The organism is Candidatus Nomurabacteria bacterium (assembly GCA_016699365.1).
In the GTDB taxonomy this organism is placed as follows: Bacteria; Patescibacteriota; Minisyncoccia; order Phycocordibacterales; family UBA9973; genus CAZLWF01.
Map to the genome: position 1 here is coordinate 338,544 of CP064973.1, position 22,336 is coordinate 360,879.

General features: G+C 38.1%; 22 protein-coding genes. 19 read left to right on the forward strand and 3 right to left on the reverse strand.

Going from position 1 to position 22,336, the window contains the following annotated elements:
• The first annotated feature begins 12 nt into the window (after nt 1-12).
• Both IPJ63_01890 and IPJ63_01895 read left to right on the forward strand, forming a co-directional pair.
• Nucleotides 13-1,503: a ComEC/Rec2 family competence protein gene (locus tag IPJ63_01890; GenBank protein ID QQR76991.1), complete on the forward strand. Its 1,491-nt coding sequence runs from the start codon at nt 13-15 to the stop codon at nt 1,501-1,503.
• 23 nt (nt 1,504-1,526) lie between these two features.
• Entirely contained in the window at nt 1,527-2,630 is a 1,104-nt protein-coding gene (locus tag IPJ63_01895) for an alpha/beta hydrolase (protein ID QQR76992.1), read from the forward strand.
• A gap of 39 nt (nt 2,631-2,669) precedes the next feature.
• Here IPJ63_01895 and IPJ63_01900 read toward each other — a convergent pair whose 3' ends face one another.
• Complete coding sequence (locus tag IPJ63_01900) at nt 2,670-3,245, reverse strand: superoxide dismutase (GenBank protein ID QQR76993.1); 576 nt, start codon at nt 3,243-3,245, stop codon at nt 2,670-2,672.
• A gap of 72 nt (nt 3,246-3,317) precedes the next feature.
• Between IPJ63_01900 and IPJ63_01905 the strand changes: the two genes are divergently transcribed.
• Nucleotides 3,318-4,178: an MBL fold metallo-hydrolase gene (locus IPJ63_01905; GenBank protein QQR76994.1), complete on the forward strand. Its 861-nt coding sequence runs from the start codon at nt 3,318-3,320 to the stop codon at nt 4,176-4,178.
• 35 nt (nt 4,179-4,213) lie between these two features.
• Here the strand turns inward: IPJ63_01905 and IPJ63_01910 are convergent, their stop codons facing one another.
• The gene (locus IPJ63_01910; GenBank protein QQR76995.1) at nt 4,214-4,450 is read right to left on the reverse strand and encodes a 50S ribosomal protein L28; all 237 of its coding nucleotides are present in this window, start codon (nt 4,448-4,450) and stop codon (nt 4,214-4,216) included.
• 52 nt (nt 4,451-4,502) lie between these two features.
• Here IPJ63_01910 and IPJ63_01915 point away from each other — a divergent pair, with 52 nt between their 5' ends.
• The 8 genes from IPJ63_01915 to IPJ63_01950 all read left to right on the forward strand — a co-directional run bounded on the left by IPJ63_01915 (nt 4,503) and on the right by IPJ63_01950 (nt 15,996).
• Nucleotides 4,503-5,120, forward strand: a complete 618-nt coding sequence (locus IPJ63_01915; GenBank protein ID QQR76996.1) for a site-2 protease family protein — start codon at nt 4,503-4,505, stop codon at nt 5,118-5,120.
• Between the two features lie 4 nt (nt 5,121-5,124).
• On the forward strand, nt 5,125-7,026 hold the full coding sequence (locus IPJ63_01920; protein QQR76997.1) for a carboxypeptidase regulatory-like domain-containing protein: 1,902 nt from the start codon (nt 5,125-5,127) through the stop codon (nt 7,024-7,026).
• 6 nt (nt 7,027-7,032) lie between these two features.
• Nucleotides 7,033-8,754, forward strand: coding sequence for a tail fiber domain-containing protein (locus IPJ63_01925; GenBank protein QQR76998.1), 1,722 nt, complete (start codon nt 7,033-7,035; stop codon nt 8,752-8,754).
• 62 nt (nt 8,755-8,816) lie between these two features.
• On the forward strand, nt 8,817-12,029 hold the full coding sequence (locus IPJ63_01930; GenBank protein ID QQR76999.1) for a tail fiber domain-containing protein: 3,213 nt from the start codon (nt 8,817-8,819) through the stop codon (nt 12,027-12,029).
• A gap of 110 nt (nt 12,030-12,139) precedes the next feature.
• Nucleotides 12,140-12,565 carry a 30S ribosomal protein S12 gene (gene rpsL / locus IPJ63_01935; protein QQR77000.1) on the forward strand — a complete coding sequence of 142 codons (426 nt, stop codon included), beginning with the start codon at nt 12,140-12,142 and terminating at the stop codon, nt 12,563-12,565.
• A gap of 5 nt (nt 12,566-12,570) precedes the next feature.
• Complete coding sequence (rpsG, locus tag IPJ63_01940) at nt 12,571-13,041, forward strand: 30S ribosomal protein S7 (protein ID QQR77001.1); 471 nt, start codon at nt 12,571-12,573, stop codon at nt 13,039-13,041.
• A 151-nt stretch (nt 13,042-13,192) separates the two neighbouring features.
• Nucleotides 13,193-15,343, forward strand: a complete 2,151-nt coding sequence (fusA, locus tag IPJ63_01945) for an elongation factor G (protein ID QQR77002.1) — start codon at nt 13,193-13,195, stop codon at nt 15,341-15,343.
• A 98-nt stretch (nt 15,344-15,441) separates the two neighbouring features.
• Nucleotides 15,442-15,996, forward strand: a complete 555-nt coding sequence (locus IPJ63_01950; protein ID QQR76254.1) for a hypothetical protein — start codon at nt 15,442-15,444, stop codon at nt 15,994-15,996.
• A gap of 33 nt (nt 15,997-16,029) precedes the next feature.
• Here the strand turns inward: IPJ63_01950 and IPJ63_01955 are convergent, their stop codons facing one another.
• Nucleotides 16,030-16,599 (reverse strand): DUF1543 domain-containing protein, encoded by a 570-nt coding sequence (locus IPJ63_01955; GenBank protein ID QQR76255.1) that lies wholly within the window; start codon nt 16,597-16,599, stop codon nt 16,030-16,032.
• 89 nt (nt 16,600-16,688) lie between these two features.
• Here IPJ63_01955 and IPJ63_01960 point away from each other — a divergent pair, with 89 nt between their 5' ends.
• The 8 genes from IPJ63_01960 to rplB all read left to right on the forward strand — a co-directional run bounded on the left by IPJ63_01960 (nt 16,689) and on the right by rplB (nt 22,322).
• Nucleotides 16,689-17,126, forward strand: a complete 438-nt coding sequence (locus tag IPJ63_01960) for a hypothetical protein (protein QQR76256.1) — start codon at nt 16,689-16,691, stop codon at nt 17,124-17,126.
• A gap of 84 nt (nt 17,127-17,210) precedes the next feature.
• The gene (locus tag IPJ63_01965; protein ID QQR76257.1) at nt 17,211-17,924 is read left to right on the forward strand and encodes an SDR family NAD(P)-dependent oxidoreductase; all 714 of its coding nucleotides are present in this window, start codon (nt 17,211-17,213) and stop codon (nt 17,922-17,924) included.
• 169 nt (nt 17,925-18,093) lie between these two features.
• On the forward strand, nt 18,094-19,290 hold the full coding sequence (gene tuf / locus IPJ63_01970; GenBank protein QQR76258.1) for an elongation factor Tu: 1,197 nt from the start codon (nt 18,094-18,096) through the stop codon (nt 19,288-19,290).
• A 37-nt stretch (nt 19,291-19,327) separates the two neighbouring features.
• Entirely contained in the window at nt 19,328-19,693 is a 366-nt protein-coding gene (gene rpsJ, locus IPJ63_01975) for a 30S ribosomal protein S10 (protein QQR76259.1), read from the forward strand.
• Between the two features lie 94 nt (nt 19,694-19,787).
• Nucleotides 19,788-20,402: a 50S ribosomal protein L3 gene (rplC, locus tag IPJ63_01980; protein QQR76260.1), complete on the forward strand. Its 615-nt coding sequence runs from the start codon at nt 19,788-19,790 to the stop codon at nt 20,400-20,402.
• 4 nt (nt 20,403-20,406) lie between these two features.
• Entirely contained in the window at nt 20,407-21,147 is a 741-nt protein-coding gene (gene rplD / locus IPJ63_01985; protein QQR76261.1) for a 50S ribosomal protein L4, read from the forward strand.
• Nucleotides 21,148-21,151: 4 nt separating this feature from the next.
• On the forward strand, nt 21,152-21,451 hold the full coding sequence (locus tag IPJ63_01990) for a 50S ribosomal protein L23 (GenBank protein ID QQR76262.1): 300 nt from the start codon (nt 21,152-21,154) through the stop codon (nt 21,449-21,451).
• Nucleotides 21,452-21,473: 22 nt separating this feature from the next.
• Nucleotides 21,474-22,322, forward strand: coding sequence for a 50S ribosomal protein L2 (gene rplB / locus IPJ63_01995; protein ID QQR76263.1), 849 nt, complete (start codon nt 21,474-21,476; stop codon nt 22,320-22,322).
• Nucleotides 22,323-22,336: the final 14 nt, after the last annotated feature.

The following is a 22,336-nucleotide window of genomic DNA, read 5'->3' on the forward strand; positions in this document are numbered from 1 at the left end:
ACTTTTTAGAATATGCCTGATAGATTATTTTATACAATTACATTGGGTTTTATTTTAGGTGTAGCTCTCGAATCTTTTTTATTTATACCAGCAGAAATACTGGTTGTTTTTATTTGTGTGGCTATACCGCTTTTATTCATATCTTTTTTTGTGGAGAGGTTTAGAGAAATTTTTCTTGTACTTTCCATACTACTTGTGTCTGTATTTTTTGGGATATTGAGATTTCAAATTTATGAGAACAATCATTTAAAAAAATTAGATTTGTTTTTGAATAAAAAAGTTGAGATCTTTGGTGTAATAGTAGATGAGCCAGACAGAAGAGAGAACAATCAAAAAATCCTAGTCCGGACAAGAGAAGTTGAAGGGCAGAGCATAGAATCAAATGTCCTTGCGACCACAGATCTATATCCAGTTTTTAAATATGGAGACATTGTGTCTGTACAAGGAGTAATATCCAAGCCTGCAAATTTCGCCACCGATCAAGGTAAAGTTTTTGACTATATATCTTATCTAGGAAAAGACAATATATTCTATTTGATGCAAAAAGTTCAAATAGAACTAGTGGATCACGATGCGCCTTATAAATTTCAAGAAATATTATTTGAATTTAAAAATAGAATTATTAAAAATATTGAAAGTGTAATACCTGCTCCTGAGAGTACTTTTATGTCTGGGATTACACTTGGTGCACGTTCTGGTTTGCCTAGTAATATTCGTGATGAATTTATAAAGACCGGAACAATACATATAGTTGCTTTGTCTGGGTATAACATATCAGTGGTTGCAAATGGTATTCAAAAGTTTTTTACTTTATTTTTATCTCGTTACGGCGCCTTGTCATTTGGTGGGTTGTCTATAGTTTTGTTTGTGCTAATGAGTGGCGCAAGTTCTACGGCCATTAGAGCGGGGATCATGGCTATTCTTGTAATAATGGCTCGTTTTAGTGGTAAGGAATACGATATAAATCGCGGACTAGTTTTAGCGGCAGTTTTGATGATTTTGGCGAATCCTAAAACTTTAATCTTTGATATATCTTTTCAACTATCTTTTTTGGCTACAATCGGAATTATATACATAACTCCCATAACTGAGATCTGGTTTTCTTTCATTAAAAAAAAGAGATTTGGTTGGCTCAGGGAAATAATTGCTTCAACAGTGGCTGCTCAGATTGCTACCTTGCCTTTTATTGTTTACACAATGGGTAATCTTTCTATTATTTCTTTACCAATCAATATACTTATTTTGCCTTTTATACCACTGGCAATGTATTTAGGTTTTTTAGTAGGAGTCCTAGGATTCATCGGGCAGTTCATGGCTTATCCTTTTGGCTTTTTAAGCACAGTGCTTCTAGATAAAATTCTTTCTGTTATTAGTTATGGTGCAAAGATACCCCTTTCTTCTGTGTATGTAAAAGAATTTTCTTTTTGGATTATATTTTTAATATATGGAGTCATATTTTATTTTGTTTATCGTTGGCACAGGAGTAGAAAAAGCATATTTTAGATTTTTATAATATACTTATACACATGGACAATATAAACCTAAACAACCAAGCACCTGAGGCCAGCAAGAAGTTGAAGCTTTCGGTTGCTGGTTTCATTTTTTTAATAATTATAGGAATGATTATTGCTGTTTTTGTGACAAATGTAAAAATTACAAGACAGATAGAAAATAAATTTAATAAATACAAAGGATCAGAACAGATGGTTGATTCAGTTGACCAAAAAACTGATTTACAAAATGGAAATATAGAAGGAATAGATAGTTCTCAAGATTCTGGTGATTCAAGTGGTTCTTCATCTGTTGCGGGCGCGCTCTCTTACAATGAGGATTATACTGTCACCACAAAATCAAATGTGGTCTATGGAAATGCTTCAGGGATGGATCTAAAGATCGACATCTACACTCCAAATGGCGCCTCTTCACCAACACCACTTGTTCTGTATATTCACGGAGGAGGATTTAAAGGTGGAAGTAAGAATGGCGTAGCTGATGATGCAGTTATGCTTGCCAAGCACGGCACAGCTGTCGTTGGTATCGACTACAGACTCTCCGGTACAGCAGTTTTTCCTGCGCCGCTTTACGATATAAAAGGTGTTGCCAGGTACATGAAAGCTCATGCAAACGAGTACAATATAGACCCTAACGCATTTTTTACACTCGGTGAGTCAGCAGGAGGGGTTCTAGCGTCTCTAATGGGTGTGACAGAAGGGAACACAAGCTTAGAGGGGGCAATCGGAGGTAATACTAGCTACAGCAGCAACATTGCGGGTGTAATCAATATTTCTGGAAGCTATATCGCATCTATTGTTGATACTATGTCAGGTGGAATCAAAAATTCTATTGGTAATGAAGTTGGATGTTCTCCTGTCCCAAGTACAACATGCGAAGATGAGTATAAAGCACTCTCTCCAGAGATGTATATAACTAGTGGTGACTCTCCGTTCCTTATCCTTCATGGTGACAAAGACAGAAGTGTTCCGACTATTCAGGCGACAACACTTGATCAAAAGCTCGCCGCAGTAGGTGTAGCTAGTGATGTTTATGTTGCAAGTGACCTAGCTCATGTCGGTGGACTACTCGCGCGGTATCTCGATGAGGTGATAAGTTTTATAAATACGAATAGTTAGTAAAATAAAAAGACCGCTCAGTTGAGCGGTCTTTTTATTTTACTTGTTGAAGTTTTCTTCGATCACTTTCCAGTTTAGGTTTTCAAAAAAGTCTGCAACATACTGCTTCTTTCCGCTTGGTTGATAGTCAGCAACGTATGAGTGTTCCCACATGTCTATAGCAAGAATCATTTCGCAACCATTGAGTTGTCCCAAGTGTTGCTCGTCTACCCATGAAGCGAGGAATTTATCTTCTTTCCTGTCATACCAAAGTACTGCCCATCCGATACCGCGGGTGAGAGCGAGTGCAGAAAATTCTTTTATAAATACTTCATATGATCCGAAAAGTTCTACGAGCCTTTTGCCGAGGTTGCTTTCAGGATCAAATGCAGCAGGTCCACCTTCGAGGGAAGCGAAATATACTTCGTGGTTTCGCATTCCGTTGTATTCGAAACTAAAACGACGGAAAAGTTCTCCTGCAATATACGCATCTGTCGTACTATCAATTTTCGACATTTTTTCAATGATTCCGTTCGCATTTTTTACATAGCCTTCGTAAAGTTTGATATGTTCTTCGATAGTTTTTGCACTGATTCCTTTAAGGGTGGGGATATTGAAAGTTTTTGGTGTAAACATGTATTTTAGGTTTATTGTTAATGTATATATTCTAACATATTTGTATTTATTGGTTTTGCTATAATCAAGACTGTGAAGAACAGAAAAATTATAACTATATTTGCATTTTTATTTTTGTTTTGCATAACTGTGTGGTCACAGTCTCAGGTAATTGAGGTTCCAAAAGACGGAGATCTTCTAAAGGTTTCATTTTTAGATGTTGGACAGGGGGATGCGATATACATAGAAGCTCCAAATGGTCGACAGATGATAATTGACGGTGGGCCGAGTCAATCTATCTTAAGATCTTTACCAGAAGTCATGTCTTTTGGAGATAAAACTATAGATGTAATTGTAATTACGAATCCGGACTTAGATCATTATAGTGGCTTTATTCCAGTTTTAGATAATTATAGTATTGGTGCAGTCTTGGAAGCTGGGACCAGCTCAGATACAAGCATGTACAAAGTTCTTCAGAATAAAATAAAGGCCGAGGATGTTCCGCATATAGTTGCTTTTAAAGGTCAACGTATTGTTTTGGATGAAAGTAAAAATATATATTTTGAAATTCTTTTTCCAGACAGAGATGTATCGGGGTGGTCTAGTAATGATGGTTCTCTAATTGGCAGATTGGTTTATGAAGATACGACTATTTTATTTATGGGAGATTCAACAAAATTGGCTGAGGGGATAGTTGTATCAGGAAGTGATATATCTGGTACTGATATCTTGAAAGTTGGTCATCATGGTTCTTCTACATCTACAGGCACCGCGCTACTAGAAGAGGCTCGTCCTAAGTTGGCTATTATTTCATCTGGATTGAACAATAGATATGGTCATCCAAAAAAAGATGTAACTGATAGACTTTCAAATTTTGGTATTCCTTATCTCGTTACCATGTATGAGGGTACAATAAATTGTGAAAGTGACGGGGTAGAGTTTGTTTGTGAATAAAAAATTCCCCTTATAAAGGGGAATTTTTTATTTGATTACACCAGCCTTTTTAGAGTAGCATATGCACCATTTTTGTTTATTGTGCGTAGGCCTCTTGTTGATATTGTTAGATTTAGAGTTTTACCAATCTCAGGTACATAAATACGCTTTTTTTGTAGGTTTACATATCGGCGAGTTTTGCCGGTAGGGGTAAAAATCGTCGCACGAGTGCGATTCGCGTATTTACCTGCTGTAATACTATTTCTTTTTGTTACTGCGCATTGTTTTGACATAAATATTCACTTAAGATATAAGCTTTTGCATGTTATCATATATAGTATTGGTATGCAAGAATTAGATGCAATTTTCTATATTTTGATTCTTTTAATGTCTGTCGTTATACACGAGGTGGCTCACGGTTTTGCTGCGGAAAAATTGGGCGACCCAACAGCTCGTATAGCAGGAAGATTAACATTGAATCCTATAAAACACCTAGACCCAATAGGTTCGGTTCTTATACCGTTACTTTTAGTTATATCAAATACAGGTTTTATATTTGGCTGGGCTAAGCCCGTTCCCTACAATCCAAATAACTTGAGGGATAAAAAATGGGGGACAGTTTTCGTGGCTTCTGCTGGAGTTTTAGCCAACTTAACCCTTGCTGTTATCTTTTCTGTTGTTATCAGGGTGCTTAGTATTTCTGGCATTTTTAGTAGTTCTTTTGTAGCAGTACTCGGTGCTGTAGTTTTGGTAAATTTAGTTTTGTTTATTTTTAATTTAATACCAATCCCACCTTTGGATGGTTCAAAAATATTATTTGCTCTTTTGCCTGCAAAATACAGAAACATTGAGATATTCATGGAAAGATACGCCCTTCCGATTTTGATTTTATTTATTGTATTTCTGTGGAAATATGTTTCACCTCTTTTATTGTGGTTATTTGCAACATTAACAGGATTTTAGATTCATGAAGAGAATTTTATTTTTATTTATAATATCAATATTTTTTCTAAATGTTTTTTCTGTGGTTGCTTCTGAGACTGAGGGTACTATTGATGTAGATAGTTATACTTCAAAAATATATACACACGGGGAATTGATTTATTGGCTTGTCCCTGGCAATGCTGGTGCAGAAGATGTTCTTATAACTGATACTACTGTTGTTGGAGATATTTGGGGTCCTAGTTTAGGGTGGATTCATTTGGATCCGAATTCTGGTGGCGTTTTAAATGACCCGGATGCAGATTCTTCTCGAGGCCAGCTTTCGGGATATGCGTGGGGAGAGGGTGCAGGGTGGATAAATTTTGGTCCGTTTTCAAATAGCTCCACACAAGAAGTCTATATAGATATGGATGGAGAGTTTGTTGGTTTTGCATGGAGTGAAAACTATGGCTGGATACAATTTGACTGTGGTGTTACAGGAGCTTGCGTAAAGACTGATTGGAGACCTAAAGATGCTAGAGATGGGGACACCACTGGGGGTGGTGGGGGCAATCCTCCAAGTTTATGTTCTGATGTAAATGCTACAAATTACGGTGGAAGTCTTCCTTGTACATATATAATTTCTATTTGTTCTGATGTTGCTGCAGCTAACTTCGGCGGCGCATCACCTTGTAATTATCCGCCTAGTGAATGTGTAGGGGTGGAATGTAATCCACCAGAAGAACAAGATGTGTGTGGAGATTTGTTTGCTACAAATTACGGCGGATCGTTACCTTGTAATTATTCACCTAGTGAATGTGTTGGCGCAGAATGTAATCCACCAGAAACTTGCACGGGTGATGATTGTGTTCCACCACCTCCACCACCTACCGATATAGACGTAGAAGATTGTGTTGGTATTGGTTGTGTTGCAGATGATGGTATCAATTTTATTGATGATCTGTCAGGAGGAGTAGAAGATTATATAAACAGTGCAGATGGAGGTCTAGCGACTAGAATTTTTACTGGTTTTGCTCTTACAACTAGTGCTGTTATATCGATTGCTTCGCTGTTGTTCATGAACCCACTCTCACTCTCTGAACTTGTTTTTATTCCTTTTAGATTGTGGTCGCTACTACTGGCAGCATTTGGATTATCAAAACGCCGTCCACCATGGGGAACTGTCTACGATTCTATAACCAAGCAACCTCTTGATCCGGCGTATGTTGTTTTGTATGACAAATATGGAAGTGAAGTATCAACATCTATAACTGATCTAGATGGACGTTTCGGCTTCTTGGTTCCAGGTGGAATATATAAAATAATCGCCAATAAAACTAACTATAAATTTCCTTCAGAAAAATTAGCTGGCCAGAAGAAAGATGAGCTCTATCAAGATTTGTATTTTGGCGAAGAATTAGAGGTTACAGAAAATTCTCCGATTACAAAAAATATTCCTATGGATCCAATAAACTTTGATTGGAATGAATTTGCAAAGAAACAACAAAAACTGATGAAGTTCTATTCAAGACGTGATGCTATTTTCAGACAAATATCTGACACTTTATTTGCGGCTGGATTCTTTATATCTTTTATTGCGTTTCTAGTATCTCCTGTTTTGTACAATATAATTATATTTAGTTTATATATATTACTGTTTATTCTTAGAGAGGTTGGATATAAAGCACATAAGTTGGGTGGAATTGTTGATAAGGCAACTGGTCTACCTCTGTCGTATGCAATATTGAGAGTTTATTCTGTGGCAAATAACCAGGAAATCACACACAAGGTTGCTGATGCGAGAGGTCACTACTATTGTCTAATTTCAAATGGAAATTATTATGTGACAATAGAAAAGAAAAACGAAGATTCTACTTATACAAAGGTTTTCGTATCACTTGCTTTTGAAGTTAAGGATGGTCACATAAAAGATGTATTCAGTGTATAAGATAAAATGTATAGATTTAAAATTTTTAAAAAAAATATACTACGCGAAAACCGACTTCTAGTCATCGCACTTCTTTTTCTATTCGTCTTCTCTATAACAATCAGAGCTTTTGCAACATATCCAGCAACTCCATTTGCTCCGTCTGATCAAGAAAACGATCCTTCTTGTTCTCCTGGTGATGCAAACTGTTATGTAACTCCTATGGCAATTGGGGAGACTGTGGGGACGGGGACACTCGGATCTGTTTTATTTCTTGGAACAGCAGGTATTTTAGCTGAAGACAATACGAATTTCTTTTGGGATGATACAAATAATAGACTTGGTCTCGGTACAGCATCACCAGATACAATTTTAGATATCACAGGTTCTGGTGGTGGAGCACTTTTTACTTTTAATACTGGTGGTACAAACAAGACTGCTCAAATAAACTTTGTTGATGCAAGTACGAGTAAGGCGGTTTTAGGATGGGATGGACCCAATGCTCGTTTTGAGCTTGATACGGATGAATCAATATATCTCGGGGATATGGCAACAGAAGATTATTATTTTTCTATTGAAAGAGGATCTTTTATGCTTACCGGTGGACAAACGAGTGTGTACAATTCAACTGGAGCTGACTTGGTTGTTAGTGGAGACAGTGACGGGGTTTCCGTTTCACCCGGTATAAATACTTTTGAGATGGCAATATATTCTAGTGCTGCAGGCATTATGCCTCTTTGGATAAATCTTGCTACGAGTCAGACTGCGAATGCTATCACTGTGACAGACAATGGAGGAAGTACTCTCACTGCGATTACTGCAGGCGGTCTTGTACAAGCAACTTCTGGCTCAACAACAACTCCTGGTTTTGGATTTGTGGGTGATACTGATAACGGTTTATACCGTGCTACTACAAATGAAATAGGCTTAGTCACAGCAAGCACTGAACGTTTACGCATCGATGCTGCTGGAGAAATAGGAATAGGAGATACAACACCAGACTACTTACTTGATGTTGAAAACACAGGAGTAGATACAAATATATTTGCTCTAACTGATTCGGATGGTGCCTGTTTACACAATCCAGAAGCGGGAACCGAAACGGTAACTTGTTCTTCTGATGAAAGATTGAAGGAGAATATAGTCAATGCTGATCCGCTGTTGCCTTACTTTAGAGAATTTAATATTCGTGAGTATGACGTGCGCGCTTCGGGAGATCATATGGTTGGAGTTGTTGCACAAGAAGTCCAAGAAATATATCCCGATTTAGTAAAAATGGGTGGCAATGGTTTTTATACTGTTGAAATACCGAGCACTTGGCAAGTGATCAAAGCTATACAGGAGCTTGATATATCTATTCAGAGTATCTCATCTCTTTCTCTTGAAAATGAAAGATCATTGGCAAGTATTATGATTGACTGGTTTTCCGATGCCGCAAACGGAATACAAACTTTTTTTGCTAGAGAAATACACACAAACGTATTATGTGTAGGAGAAGTGTGTGTCACTGAAGAAGAATTTTTAAATATTGTAAATAAAAATAATGAATCTGTTGGTAATGAAGTATCTTCTGATCAGAATATAAATAGTGAAGATATTCCTTCTGAAGAAGATTCGATTACTCCGCTAGAAGAAGTAGTTATACCAAACGAGGAACCTCCTGTAGAAAGTGAACCAACTATTGTTCCAGATGAAGAAACCACACCTGAAATTCCAGATCTTGAAGAAGAACCTCTAATATTGGAATAAGTATTGGTTTTAAACATATTCAAGAGATATAATCTATTTTTTGAGATATAATAGATTTGTAGATGTTTAAACAAAAGATTTTAGGAAAAATCAAAAAGTTCTACACTTTTTCAGTGCGCGAAAACCGACTTCTAGTCATCGCACTTCTTTTTCTATTCGTCTTCTCTATAACAATCAGAGCTTTTGCAACATATCCAGCAACTCCATTTGCTCCGTCTGATCAAGAAAACGATCCTTCTTGTTCTCCTGGTGATGCAAACTGTTATGTAACTCCTATGGCAATTGGGGAAGTTGTTGGTTCAGGTGACGACAATTCAGTGCTCTTTATTGATACCAATGGTGACCTTGCAGAAGATAGTACCAATTTTTATTTCGATGATTCCACAGATACTCTATATATAGACAATGTTACGCTGGCAAATAATTTAGAAATAACTACAACTTCAAGTTCTACTGTCGGTGTTTTAACAAAAGACGGAACACGTTTTTTGCATTCATATAAACCAGCTGGAACAAATGACAACTTGTTTTTGGGTAAAGGAGCAGGAAACTTTACACTCTCTGCAACATCAAACTTCAATGCCAATACTGGTATAGGAGAGAACTCACTCGCAACACTTTCTACTGGTTATTTCAACACTGCCTTGGGTACAGCTGCTCTTAGATATACAACTACCGGAAACAATAATACTGCTGTTGGGTTACAGGCAGGTAATCGTATTACTACAGGTACATATAACGTGGCTGTTGGGCGAGATGCTTTATACGGAGCAGGCTCACCTTCTAGTGCATCGGGCTCATACAACGTCGCTTTGGGTTATGCTCCTTTGTATTCTCTTTCAACAGGATCAAATAACGTAGCTGTTGGATATCAAGCAGGTTTGAATTCATCTTCTGCAGGGAACAATGTGTTTCTTGGATATGAAGCAGGTCACGACATTACAACAGAATCAGGAAATATTTTTATTGGATATCAAGCAGGAGCTGACGCAACTGGGTCTGATCAGTTATACATAGAAAACACCAACAGTGCATCACCGCTTATTTTTGGAGATTTTGCAAATGATTATGTAAATATAAATGGAAGACTTGGTGTTGGAACATCGCCATTGTTGAAATTGGACGTAGCAGGTTCGGGTAGATTTACAGGAGCAGCTACCTCTGTTTTAACAGGATCTATAGATGCTACTGCTTCTACTACTGTTACAGGTGTCGGTACTCTTTTCTCAACAGAGCTTGTAGTTGGGGATAGAATTACAGTTTCAGGAGAATCACGAACTGTTACAGCGATTGCTTCGGACACAAGCTTAACTGTTGACACTGCATTTACTGATACAGCAAACGATGCATCGCCCGACAAACTTGCAGCGATCTTTATTGCGCGCGGATCTGACAGTACTCTCACTATGGTCCAAAACAATTTTGGAAACATTGGAATAGGAACTAGTAGTCCAGATTTTGAAGTGGAAGTGGTTTCAGCTTCTCAGAACGTTGAAGTAGTTGCTTCTGGATACAATGGTAGAAAGCCAGTTTTTGCAGGACGAAGTGCAAATGGAACAGAAGCTGTGCCAACCGCAACAGTTGCGACAGATATACTTGCAGAATTTGCAGGTCAAGGGTATGGGGCGACAGGTTTTGCTCCTTCATCCACTGCATCTATTAGAGTTGTTGCAGAAGAAACTTTTGATGATGCAGGATATGGTTCACAACTTTTGTTTCGCACTACTCCAAACAACTCAACCACCCTTACTTCTCGTATGGTTATAACAGCAGATGGCAATGTGGGTATTGGGGACACGGGTCCGGATAACATTCTTGATATTGCGGCAGATGCTGCTGCTGGTATTGCAATTAGCGCATCGGGTGTTGATGTTGATCCTTATATAAAATTTGAGCTCGTAGACAATACACCATCTTTCACTATAGGCGTAGATGATTCTGATAGTGATAGTTTCAAGATATCTACTACAGCACTTGGGACAAGTGATAGATTTATTATTGATTCATCTGGAAACATAAATGTTGGAGGAGATGGGACACCAGGATCACTTTTCTCTGTTGGTTCAACTTCACAATTTCAAGTTGGTTCGTCTGGTTCGATCGATGCCGTTACAACAATCACAACATCGGGAGGAATAATCATTGGATCTTCTGGAACAGGTGCTCTTAGTGTTGGAACTACTTCTGGTGTTTACAGAACAACAAGTGCTGGTAGTAACGTTACGCCTCAAACAGTTTTTGATGTAGATAACTCAAACTCCACCGCTGGTTCTCAAGCATATATTTTTGATACAAATAGTGGGTTTGTTTTTACTGCCGCAAACGGTGCACGTCGTATTGCACGAGCAGCAATTGATATTACCAATCTTACAAATACCGCAGGTTCTGAAACAGGTGATTTAGCTTTTTCTACTAAACCATCAGGTGCTGCAATAACCGAACGCTTACGCATCGATGCATCAGGAGAAGTTGGTATTGGAGACACAACTCCAGACTATCTGCTTGATGTTGAGAATACCGGGGTTGATACAGATGTATTTGCTCTCACTGATTCTGATGGTGCTTGTTTGCACAATCCTGAAGCTGGATCTGAGACCGTAACTTGTTCTTCTGATGAAAGATTGAAGGAGAATATAGTTGACGCGAATAGTATCTTGCCTTACTTCATGGATTTTCGTATTAGAGAATACGATGTTTTGGCATCCGGTGATCATATGACTGGAGTTATTGCTCAGGAGGTAATGGAGGTTTACCCAGAACTTGTCAGAATGGGTGGCAATGGTTTTTATACTGTTGAAATACCGAGCACTTGGCAAGTAATAAAAGGTATTCAAGAGCTAAAGATATCAATTGATGATTTAGAATCTTTTGATTTAGAGAATGAAAATTCACTAGCACATAAGATTATTCTCTGGCTAAATGACACTACAAATGGAATCCAAAATATATTTGCAAAACGAGTGACTGTTGAAGAGCTCTGTGTTGAGGATGTTTGTATAACAAAAGATGATCTTTTGGATATTTTAGATGATAGTGGTTCGTATACTCCTGTTGTGAATGATGGTGGTAATACAGAAGAAACTCCTATAGATGATCCAATTATTGAAGAAGAACCAGTAGATTCAGAAGGAGATGGTGTAATTGAAGAGGAAAATACTCCAGAGGAGCCGCCAGTAGAAGAAGAAATTGTCTCAGATGAAAATACCGAAGAATTGGGTGGTGGTACTGAAGGGGATCCACAATCCGAAGAGGGTGCAGGTGGAGAAGTCATATAATTTGTATATTTATAGTAAATAAGTCTTTTGGCCCTTGCAAAAGGTCGAAGGGTATAGTAAAGTATCCGTACTAGCTTTTACGAGCTATTTAATTTTGAATCTAAACATAGATGCCAACAGTAAATCAACTTATAAGAAAAAATAGAAAGAAAATAGTCCGTAAGTCAAAAGCGGTCGCTTTGGCGCGTGGTTTTAATGCTATCGACAACAGACCTATATTTTACCCATCTCCTTTCAAGAGAGGTGTGTGTACAAAAGTTACAACAACTACTCCAAAAAAGCCTAACTCAGCGCTTCGAAAAATTGCTCGTGTTCGCCTTACAAACGGAATGGAAGTTACAGCTTATATCCCAGGAGAGGGACACAATATCCAAGAACACTCAGTAGTAGTACTAAGAGGAGGTCGCGTTAAGGACCTTATTGGGGTACGTTACCACATAGTGCGTGGTGTGCTTGATACACAAGGTGTTGAGAAGCGCCGTCAATCAAGATCATTATACGGAGCAAAGAAACCTAAGAAAGACGCTAAGAAATAAAATATATGCGAAGAAGACTAAAAAATAAAAAAATAGTAGAAGCAGACTTGGTTTACAACTCACCAAGACTAGCGAAATTTATAAACTACATCATGCTTGATGGTAAGAAGGAGACAGCTCGAGGTGTTGTTTATGGAGCTCTAGATATTATAAAAGAGAAGGCAGCTACAGAAACTCCATTAGAAGTTTTTGATGCAGCTATTCGTAACGCTGGTCCTACAACAGAAGTTCGTTCACGCCGTATTGGTGGAGCAAACTATCAAGTTCCTCGTGAAGTTCGTCCAGAACGAAGACAATCTCTTGCTTTCCGATGGATAAAGGAAGCTGCTCGTGGTAAAAAAGGTGTCCCTATGGCTGCCTCATTAGCTGATGAACTAATACTGGCTTCAAAGAATGAAGGTTCTGCTATCAAGAAACGTGATGATACTCACAAGATGGCTGAAGCAAACAAAGCGTTCGCTCACTTTGCTTGGTAAAAAAAATAACCCCGAAAGGGGTATTTTTTTACCACTAAAATTAGGTCTATTGGGTCTAGTAAAAATTTGCAAAAAATAACCTTGCGCTGTATAGTATGGGCATGACTTTGGAGGGTCTTTTTTTATTAACTCCACAAAACTATTAATATATATGGAACGAGATTACCCACTAGAAAAAGTTAGAAATTTTGGAATTATTGCACACATCGACGCTGGTAAAACAACTACCTCAGAGCGTGTTTTGTACTACACTGGTATGTCACACAAGATCGGTGAAGTTCACAACGGAGAAGCTACTACAGACTGGATGGAACAAGAAAAAGAACGCGGTATCACTATCACTTCTGCTGCTATTACATGTTTTTGGACACCAACATATGCTCCAAATGATAAAGCTAAAAAACACCGTTTCAATATTATCGATACACCAGGACACATCGACTTCACTGTTGAGGTTAAGCGTTCACTTCGCGTACTAGACGGAGCGGTTGTTGTTTTTGATGGAGTTGCTGGAGTAGAACCTCAATCTGAGACAAACTGGCGCTATGCTGACGAAGCTAAGGTTCCACGTATTTGTTTCGTTAACAAACTAGACAGAACAGGTGCTTCTTTTGAGCACTCATACAAAACTATTCTAGAACGTTTGAATAAAAATGCAGTTAGAATGCAAATTCCTATTGGTCTTGAAGATAAATTTGAAGGAATTGTAGATTTGCTTACTATGAAATCATTTCGTTCAGAAGGAGCGATGGGAGAAAAAATCATAGAAGGGGAAATACCTGCTGATATGATAGCTGACGCAGAAAAATATCGCGCAGAATTGATTGAAAAGATAGTTGAACAAGATGATGCTTTGATGACTGAATATCTTGATGGAAAGATTCCAGATCTAGAAACTCTAAAAAAGACACTTCGCAAGGCTGTTATTGCTAACAATATTTTCCCAGTTTTTGCTGGTTCAGCTCTAAAAAACAAAGGTGTGCAATTGGTTTTGGATGCAGTTATTGATTATCTACCAGCGCCAACTGATATTCCTCCAATCCCAGGTATAAATCCTGATACAGAAGAGGCAGATATTCGCCCAGCTTCTGATGAAGCTCCATTTTCTGCGCTTGCTTTCAAAGTTGCAACTGACCCATTCGTTGGGCAAATAATATTCTTCCGTGTTTACTCAGGTTCACTTGCTGCTGGAAGTTATATTTACAACCCTCGTACTAGAAACAAAGAGCGTATTGGACGCATACTTCGAATGCACGCAAACGAACGTGAAGAAGTGAAAAAGGTTTTTGCTGGAGAAATCGCAGCAGCTGTTGGTCTTAAAGATACAAAGACTTCAGACACTCTATGTGATGAAGAAAAACCAATCATGCTTGAGCGTATTATTTTCCCAGAACCTGTTATCTCTCTACGTATTGAGCCAAAAACAAAAGCTGACCAAGAAAAAATGGGTATGGCACTATCTCGACTTGCAGATGAAGACCCAACTTTCCGTGTATCTACAGATCAAGAAACAGGTGAGACTATAATTGCTGGAATGGGAGAGCTACACTTGGATATTATCGTTGATCGTATGAAGAGAGAGTTCTCAGTTGAAGCAAATGTTGGTAAGCCACAGGTTGCGTATCGTGAGACTATTACAGGTACTGCTGATGTAGAAGGAAAATACATCAAACAGTCTGGAGGACGCGGAAACTATGGTCACGTTCGAATCAAGGTTAAGCCTATGGACATGACTTTGTCTAAAGAAGATATTGCAGATCTACCAAAGAATACAAAACATGAAGATCACTTTGAGTTTATAAACAACATTAAAGGAGGTGTTATTCCACAAGAATATATTCCTGCTTGTGAAAAAGGATTCAGAGAAGGTCTTGATCGTGGAATTCTTGCAGGTTTCAAAATGGTAGATGTATCAGTAGACCTATATGACGGTTCTTACCACGAAGTTGACTCAAACGAAATGGCTTTCAAGATTGCAGCATCTATGGCAATCCAAGATGCAGCTCGTACAGCTAGACCGGTGATACTTGAGCCTATGATGAAAGTTGAAGTTGTAACTCCAGAAAAATTCATGGGAGATGTGACTGGTTCACTATCAGCAAAACGCGGACTCATCGAAGGTATGGAAGATAGGGGTATGAACAAAGCTGTTAAAGCTGTTGTACCACTATCTGAAATGTTCGGTTACATGACAAATTTGCGTTCTATGACTGAAGGTCGCGCAGGATTCACTATGGAATTCCTACGTTACGATATAGTCCCTCAAAACGTTGCAGATACTATTATTGCAGCAAGAAAATAAAAAATCTTAAAAACAAAAACCCTCGCATAATCGCGAGGGTTTTTGTTTGACATTTTTATATTTTTTGTTATAATACAAAAAAACAAAACCGAATATAAATGAAAAGTTTAATACAGATGATCCGCGAAAGACATATATTAAGAAAATTATGGCTTTGGTTACTTTTGTTTCTGAGACCTTTTATTATGGCCACTCTCATTACTTTTATATGGTATATATTTTTACCATATATTAAGCCGTACTATTTACTTACTGAGAATGATGAGATGATCGCTGCTCTCATAGGTATATTCGCCGGACTCTATGTCTTGCCGGTCGCGTTTATGCTAGACCGTGTAGGAAGTGAGTATGTGAAAATTATTGATGCCATAGACACTGACAATGAAGAGCAGTTTCGGAAATACTTTAGGACTAGTACAAATCCGATGACTCACGTCTTCATGTTTGTGATTTCTATGCACATCATGTATTTCTTTGCAGTCAGAAATTATTCTGAATATAGCGATGGAATACAAGTTATTGCGCACCTGTCTTTTGTAGTTGCATTTGTATGGCAAACTGCAAATATAATCGATCAACCCAAAAACGCTCCATGGCTTGTTGGGAAGATCAAGAAAGAGTGGCTCAAGCCACAAAAAAATCAGAAAAAATAAAAATTAAAACCCGTCCAAATGGACGGGTTTGTTTTATTTTATAAGCTTCATCGGAAGATATCCGGAGTTAATCCGAGTTTCCAAATTGGCTGCTTCAATTCTGCTGACTTTTTCCAGGGCGATTCGATATCCAGGGATTTCGATTTTTAAAACATCGTCGATATCAAATTTGTCATCTATGTGAGACCGTGCACCAGCGGGAGCTTTTTGTCCATTTTTATAAAATGGATGTTTCAAGGCCTCTACTTTTGCAACTTCTATAGATTCGGCCACGACCAATATTTTCTTGTGGTCTTCTTCAAATTCGTTTGGAGTATAGGCTCCAAAATTTATGAAGTATAAATTCTTTTTAGCTTTTATCTTTTCGCCATTTCTCAAAGGGAAGGCGATAACTTTATAGCCATCTATACACTTCACTTCTTTCCACACGTCTACATGTAGAGTATTTTTTTCTTCCGTTTGTGCCTCAGGCCAGAAAGCTATCATTTTTTCTTTTAGGTCTTCGAATTTATCTCCAACTCCAAAAAAGATATCATGTTGTTCAGTATTTCTACCTACTGGTTTGCAGCCAAGTAAAACCATAAAAAGCTTTTTCTTATCCATATTGTGAACTTTTTTGTATACATTAGTTTAAAATATCGCTCTTGTCAATATCTATTTTATATGGTATTTTAATTTTAAACAAATGTAATATGACCAGAAAAATAGAGGTATTTAAAAAACCTCCCAATTACCACAGATATAGCAAAGCAATTTCTACTGTGAATGCTTTGATAAGGCTTATAAAAGGCAAACAGCTGATGCTCGGCCGGGAGAATCTTAATAGATTGCAGTACTCTATCGATTTCATGAAGAGTTCAAATGCTTCAAGCAAGAAGAAAGAGGAGATTGCCACTAAAAGCATTACTGCGAGTCTTGATCGAAACGTTGAGTATCTCGGAGTTATTCAGATGTCGAACGTCCTCGATGAGGCTTTCAAAAAACGCGATAAAGAATTTGCGCTCAAGTTGATCCAGGACTTTATTGATTTTAAGAGGCCTGAGATTCACGAGGTAGATAAAGACAATTTACTTTATATTTTAAAAGAGATTAGAGACGACCTCGAAATGAACCAACGTTTGAATAAGTGACTTTTAAAACCCTAATTAAGGGTTTTTATTTTTTCATTTGATATTCGTCTTTAAAGATGTAAACTATTAAAAATGAACACAAATATGGAAAATAAAAAAGTATGTTTTATCACAGGTGCGACAGGGGAGATAGGTCAGTTTATAGTTGCCGAAGGAGTAAACAGAGGCTATAAGGTGGTTGCTTTTGGTAGAAATGAAGACAAGCTTCAAGCTCTCAAAAAAGAACATGGAGACAGTATTGATGTTATATCCCTAGATCTTGGTTCTAAAGCAAACATAGAAGAGGCTCTGAATACAATTTTTATTCGGATGCACGAAATAGATTGCGTTATCAACTCTACTGGTAAATTTGCCTGGGATTATAAGTATCCAGGTGAAACTGTAGATGAGCAGAGATTGAGTGCCATAGAAGACCTTGAAGAGCAGAACTACTTAGCACCGATGCGTTTTGTAGATGCTTTAAAAAAATGCTACCAAAGTCAAAATAAAGTTAAGATTTTGAATGTTTCATCTCATGCTGCATCTTTCCCGTTGAAAGATTTGATCATCTGGCCAGAATGGGGGTATGTGTTTTCAAAACGCTCTTTTTCAAAGGTAACTATCAGTAGAGGGTTGGATAAAGACGAGAAGTTTAAATACTTGCTTATTGAGCCCAAAATCATCGATACACCCAAAATGCGAGCCGATTTTAACGATACTTCCGAGACTAGAAGGCCTCAAATAAAGGTAGATTGGGATAAAGATGCCCAAAAACCTGAGAATCTGGCTTCTGAGATGTTTGACATGCTCGGAAATTAACAAAAAACCCTCCTAATTGGAGGGTTTTAGCTTGTAAAATTTGACAATATTTTCATATTTGCTAGTATATAGACAACGCAATTTTGCGCTGTTTTTATTTGAACAGTATTATTAATTTACATAATTTTACACATGAATAGCTCGTCTATTCCTCTGTGATCTCAAAAATATGGCAACAGAAGCATTCGATCGAAGTAAGCCTCACGTAAACGTGGGAACAATTGGTCACGTAGACCATGGAAAGACAACATTAACTGCGGCTATTCTGCATGTTCTTAACATGGCAGGAAACAAAGTTAAGATGAAAGATGTTAATGCGATTGACTCCGCACCTGAAGAAAAGGCTCGTGGTATCACTATTAACCTTTCACACAACGAGTATGAAACTCCTACTCGTCACTACGCACACATTGATGCTCCAGGTCACGCTGACTACATCAAAAACATGATTACTGGTGCAGCTCAGATGGACGGTGCAATCCTAGTGGTTGCAGCTACTGATGGAGCTATGCCACAAACTCGTGAACACGTTCTTCTTGCAAAACAAGTTGGTGTTCCAAAAATTATCGTTTTCCTAAACAAGTGCGACATGGTTGACGACAAAGATCTTATCGATCTAGTTGAAGAAGAAATCCGTGAAATCCTTACAAAACAAGGCTTTGATGGTGCAAACGCTCCTGTTATCCGTGGATCAGGTCTAAAAGCTCTTGAATCAACTTCAATGGAAGATGAATGGGCAAAGAAAGTTCTTGAACTTACAGAAGCTCTAGATACATACATTCCAGTACCAGAACGCGATACAGCTAAGCCTTTCCTTATGGCAGTTGAAGATATCTTCTCTATCGAAGGACGTGGAACTGTTGCTACAGGTAAAATCGAGCGTGGAATCGTAAAGGTTGGTGAAGAAATTGAAATCGTTGGTATCAGAGATACAGCTAAAACAACTGTTACTGGTATTGAAATGTTCAACAAGAACCTAAACGAAGGTCAAGCTGGAGACAACGCTGGTATCCTACTTCGCGGTACAAAGAAAGAAGATATTACTCGTGGACAAGTTCTAGCAAAGTCTGGATCTGTTACTCCTCATGATCAATTTGATTGTGAAGTTTATATCTTGAAAAAAGAAGAGGGAGGTCGTCACACACCATTTTTCAAAGGTTACAAACCACAATTCTATATCCGTACAACTGACGTTACTGGAGAGGTTACACTTCCAGAAGGAGTAGAAATGGTTATGCCTGGAGATACTATAACTTTCAAAGTTAAGCTTATTACTCCAGTTGCACTAGAAGAACAACAGCGTTTCGCTATCCGTGAAGGAGGTAAGACAGTTGGAGCTGGTGTTGTAACTAAAATTACTGCATAACAGAGAGATTATCGTGCGAAAGCACTAAAGTTCATTCATGACAACAAAAACAACAAAACCAAAAGCAACTCGCAAGAAGACAGTAAAGGATGATGCTAGTATTAAGCTTCGTATACGTGTACGTGCATACGAAAATAAAATTCTTGACGCTTCTGTCAAGCAAATTATAGACACAGCACTACGTTATGATGCTACAGTAGTAGGACCAATTCCACTTCCGACAGAAATCAAGAAATACACTGTCAATCGTGCTTCCTTTGTCTACAAAAATTCTCGTGAACAGTTTGAAATGCGTGTTCACAAGCGTGTTATCGATATTTTGAATCCAAATCAAAAGACGATAGAAGCTCTAACGAATTTAAGTCTTCCTTCTGGTGTTGATATTGATGTAAAGATGCTCTAATAGGCGCGCATAATAAATGGCGCAAAGTAAAGCAGGGTGGCTACTAAAAAAGTATCCTCACTGTTTTCTTTGCCTTATCACTTAAATTACTAATATGAAATTTATTCTCGGAACAAAACAACATATGGCAAACTACTTTACCGAAGATGGTAAGGTTGTTCCTGTGACTTTAGTTTCTACAGGTCCAATTGTTGTTACACAGGTTAAAGAAAAGGACAAAGATGGATACTCTGCTGTGCAGATTGGTTATGGTACTCAAAAGCCAGAACGTAAAACAAAGGCAGAAGTTGGACATACAAAAGATTTAGGATCTTTTAGATTCTTGCGTGAGTGGAGAATGGAAAATCCAACATTGAAACGTGGTGATACATTGAACTTGGATCAATTCGCTGTAGGCGACAATGTAAGTGTTAGTGGTATTACAAAAGGTAAAGGTTTTCAAGGTGTGGTTAAGCGCCATGGTTTCCATGGAGACAAGAGATCACACGGACGTAAGCACTCAGAACGTGCTCCAGGTTCTATTGGAGGAGGAGGACGTGCTGGAGGTCGCGTTATCAAAGGGATGCGCATGGCGGGAAGAATGGGAAGTGATTTTATCACTGTAGAGAATCTTACTGTTGTTGCTATTGATCCTGAAACAAATACTTTATTTATAAAAGGTGCCATACCTGGTCGTCGTGGTACGCTTGTTGAGGTAACTTCAAAATAATTTTATGGCTACAACAAACAAAACAAAAAAATCTACAAAGAAAGTTCCTGGAACAGCTCCTAAGGCTAAAGCCGTTTCTTTGGATGCAGTTGTGTATGACCAAAAAGGTGTTGCTGGAGAAACAATTAAGCTTCCAGAAAATGTTTTTGGCGTAAAGTGGAACGGTGACATGGTTCACCAGGTAGTTACAAGTATTCTCGGAAACAAGCGTGCTGGTACTGCTGATACAAAAGATCGCGGAGAAGTTCGTGGTGGAGGTATCAAACCTTGGAAACAAAAGGGAACAGGACGATCTCGTCACGGTTCAAGTCGTTCACCAATATGGGTTGGTGGAGGTACTACTCATGGTCCAATTTCAGAAAAGAACTACAAGAGAAAGATTAACAAGAAGATGAGAAACAAAGCTCTAGCTACTGTTCTTTCAGAAAAATGGAAGAGTGGTCAGGTATTGTTTGTATCTCCTTTAAAGATTGGTACTAAGACAAAAGAAGGTGCTTCTGTAATGAATGCTCTAAAATCTATTAGTGGTTTTGAAAAGATTGGAGTAAACGGAAGAAGAAATACTGCAATTCTGTTCCCAGAAGTTGATAGTGTTTCACTTAGACCTTTCGGTAACATACCTGCTGTTAGATTGGAATCTGTATTGGATATAAATCCAGCACAAGTTTTAAACTATAAATATCTTATTATCGTTGACCCAGAGACTTGTCTATCTGCACTTCTAAAACGCGTAACTTCAAAATAATTTTATGGCTACAACAAACAAAACAAAAAAAGGAAAAGAGGGTATCATAAAAAGACCTCGCATAAGTGAAAAGGCGGCATTTGTATCTACAAAAAATGTCTACACTTTCGATGTTTCTCCAGATGCAACAAAGCCTGAAATAATAAAAAATATTGTGGCTAAGTATAAAGTTACACCTGTGAAAGTAGGTATAGTTACAATTAGAAAAAATAAGATTACTGTACGAGGTAAACGCGGTACAACAAGTGGTGGAAAGAAAGCCTATGTTTATCTTAAAAAAGGCGATAGTATAGAATTAATATAAATAGGAAAATAGTATCACTAATATGAAATCATATAAACCAACAACTCCATCACGCAGACATATGACAACGATCCCGTATCGCGAGTTGCTTTCTGGTGCAAAAAAACCAGAGAAGTCTCTTGTGTATGGACGTAAGCGCTCTGTTGGACGTAACAACCAAGGACGTATCACAACTCGCCACAAAGGAGGAGGACACAAGCGCCTTTTCAGAGAAGTAGATTTTCTTTACAACAAGTTTGATATTCCAGCCAAGATCACTTCAATTGAATATGATCCAAACAGAACAGCTTTTATTGCTCTTGCTGTATATAAAGATGGAGAAAAGAGATATGTTATTGCTCCAAAAAGCATGAAAGTAGGAGATACTTTCGTTGTATCTGAGAGTGCTCCTCTAACTACTGGAAATAGATTACCTTTGAGAAAAATCCCTGTTGGTACTTTTGTATACAACATAGAACTTAAGCCAAAAGGTGGTGCTAAAATTTCTCGTGGTGCAGGTGTTTTCACTCAAGTGGTTGCAAACTCAGATGGCCAAACACACCTAAAGATGCCTTCAAGTGAAATTCGTAAAGTTTCAGAAGAATGTTTCGCTTGTATTGGAGAAGTTTCAAACGGTGAACATGCTCTAGAGTCTATAGGTAAAGCAGGACGTAGTCGCTGGAAGGGTATTCGCCCAACAGTTCGCGGATCTGTGATGAACCCAGTTGATCACCCATACGGAGGAGGAGAAGGACGCCAAGGACGCGGAACTCGCCGACCAAAGACTATGTGGGGTAAAGTTACAGGAGGACGAAAAACTCGTACACCTAAAAAATACTCAAACCACCTTATCGTATCTCGTCGCAAGACAGGAAAAAATAGAAAAGGTTAAAAGAAAAGCCTCGC

What these genes read in the sequence shown, in the direction of transcription:
- rplC (QQR76260.1), top strand. Translation starts at nt 19,788, where the DNA reads ATGAAATTTATTCTCGGAACAAAACAACATATGGCAAACTACTTTACC.
- IPJ63_01960 (QQR76256.1), top strand. Translation starts at nt 16,689, where the DNA reads ATGACCAGAAAAATAGAGGTATTTAAAAAACCTCCCAATTACCACAGA.
- rplD (QQR76261.1), top strand. Translation starts at nt 20,407, where the DNA reads ATGGCTACAACAAACAAAACAAAAAAATCTACAAAGAAAGTTCCTGGA.
- rpsG (QQR77001.1), top strand. Translation starts at nt 12,571, where the DNA reads ATGCGAAGAAGACTAAAAAATAAAAAAATAGTAGAAGCAGACTTGGTT.
- rpsL (QQR77000.1), top strand. Translation starts at nt 12,140, where the DNA reads ATGCCAACAGTAAATCAACTTATAAGAAAAAATAGAAAGAAAATAGTC.
- IPJ63_01955 (QQR76255.1), bottom strand. Translation starts at nt 16,599, where the DNA reads ATGGATAAGAAAAAGCTTTTTATGGTTTTACTTGGCTGCAAACCAGTA.
- IPJ63_01930 (QQR76999.1), top strand. Translation starts at nt 8,817, where the DNA reads ATGTTTAAACAAAAGATTTTAGGAAAAATCAAAAAGTTCTACACTTTT.
- tuf (QQR76258.1), top strand. Translation starts at nt 18,094, where the DNA reads ATGGCAACAGAAGCATTCGATCGAAGTAAGCCTCACGTAAACGTGGGA.
- IPJ63_01895 (QQR76992.1), top strand. Translation starts at nt 1,527, where the DNA reads ATGGACAATATAAACCTAAACAACCAAGCACCTGAGGCCAGCAAGAAG.
- IPJ63_01965 (QQR76257.1), top strand. Translation starts at nt 17,211, where the DNA reads ATGGAAAATAAAAAAGTATGTTTTATCACAGGTGCGACAGGGGAGATA.
- IPJ63_01890 (QQR76991.1), top strand. Translation starts at nt 13, where the DNA reads ATGCCTGATAGATTATTTTATACAATTACATTGGGTTTTATTTTAGGT.
- IPJ63_01990 (QQR76262.1), top strand. Translation starts at nt 21,152, where the DNA reads ATGGCTACAACAAACAAAACAAAAAAAGGAAAAGAGGGTATCATAAAA.
- IPJ63_01950 (QQR76254.1), top strand. Translation starts at nt 15,442, where the DNA reads ATGAAAAGTTTAATACAGATGATCCGCGAAAGACATATATTAAGAAAA.
- rplB (QQR76263.1), top strand. Translation starts at nt 21,474, where the DNA reads ATGAAATCATATAAACCAACAACTCCATCACGCAGACATATGACAACG.
- IPJ63_01900 (QQR76993.1), bottom strand. Translation starts at nt 3,245, where the DNA reads ATGTTTACACCAAAAACTTTCAATATCCCCACCCTTAAAGGAATCAGT.
- IPJ63_01920 (QQR76997.1), top strand. Translation starts at nt 5,125, where the DNA reads ATGAAGAGAATTTTATTTTTATTTATAATATCAATATTTTTTCTAAAT.
- IPJ63_01925 (QQR76998.1), top strand. Translation starts at nt 7,033, where the DNA reads ATGTATAGATTTAAAATTTTTAAAAAAAATATACTACGCGAAAACCGA.
- fusA (QQR77002.1), top strand. Translation starts at nt 13,193, where the DNA reads ATGGAACGAGATTACCCACTAGAAAAAGTTAGAAATTTTGGAATTATT.
- rpsJ (QQR76259.1), top strand. Translation starts at nt 19,328, where the DNA reads ATGACAACAAAAACAACAAAACCAAAAGCAACTCGCAAGAAGACAGTA.
- IPJ63_01910 (QQR76995.1), bottom strand. Translation starts at nt 4,450, where the DNA reads ATGTCAAAACAATGCGCAGTAACAAAAAGAAATAGTATTACAGCAGGT.
- IPJ63_01915 (QQR76996.1), top strand. Translation starts at nt 4,503, where the DNA reads ATGCAAGAATTAGATGCAATTTTCTATATTTTGATTCTTTTAATGTCT.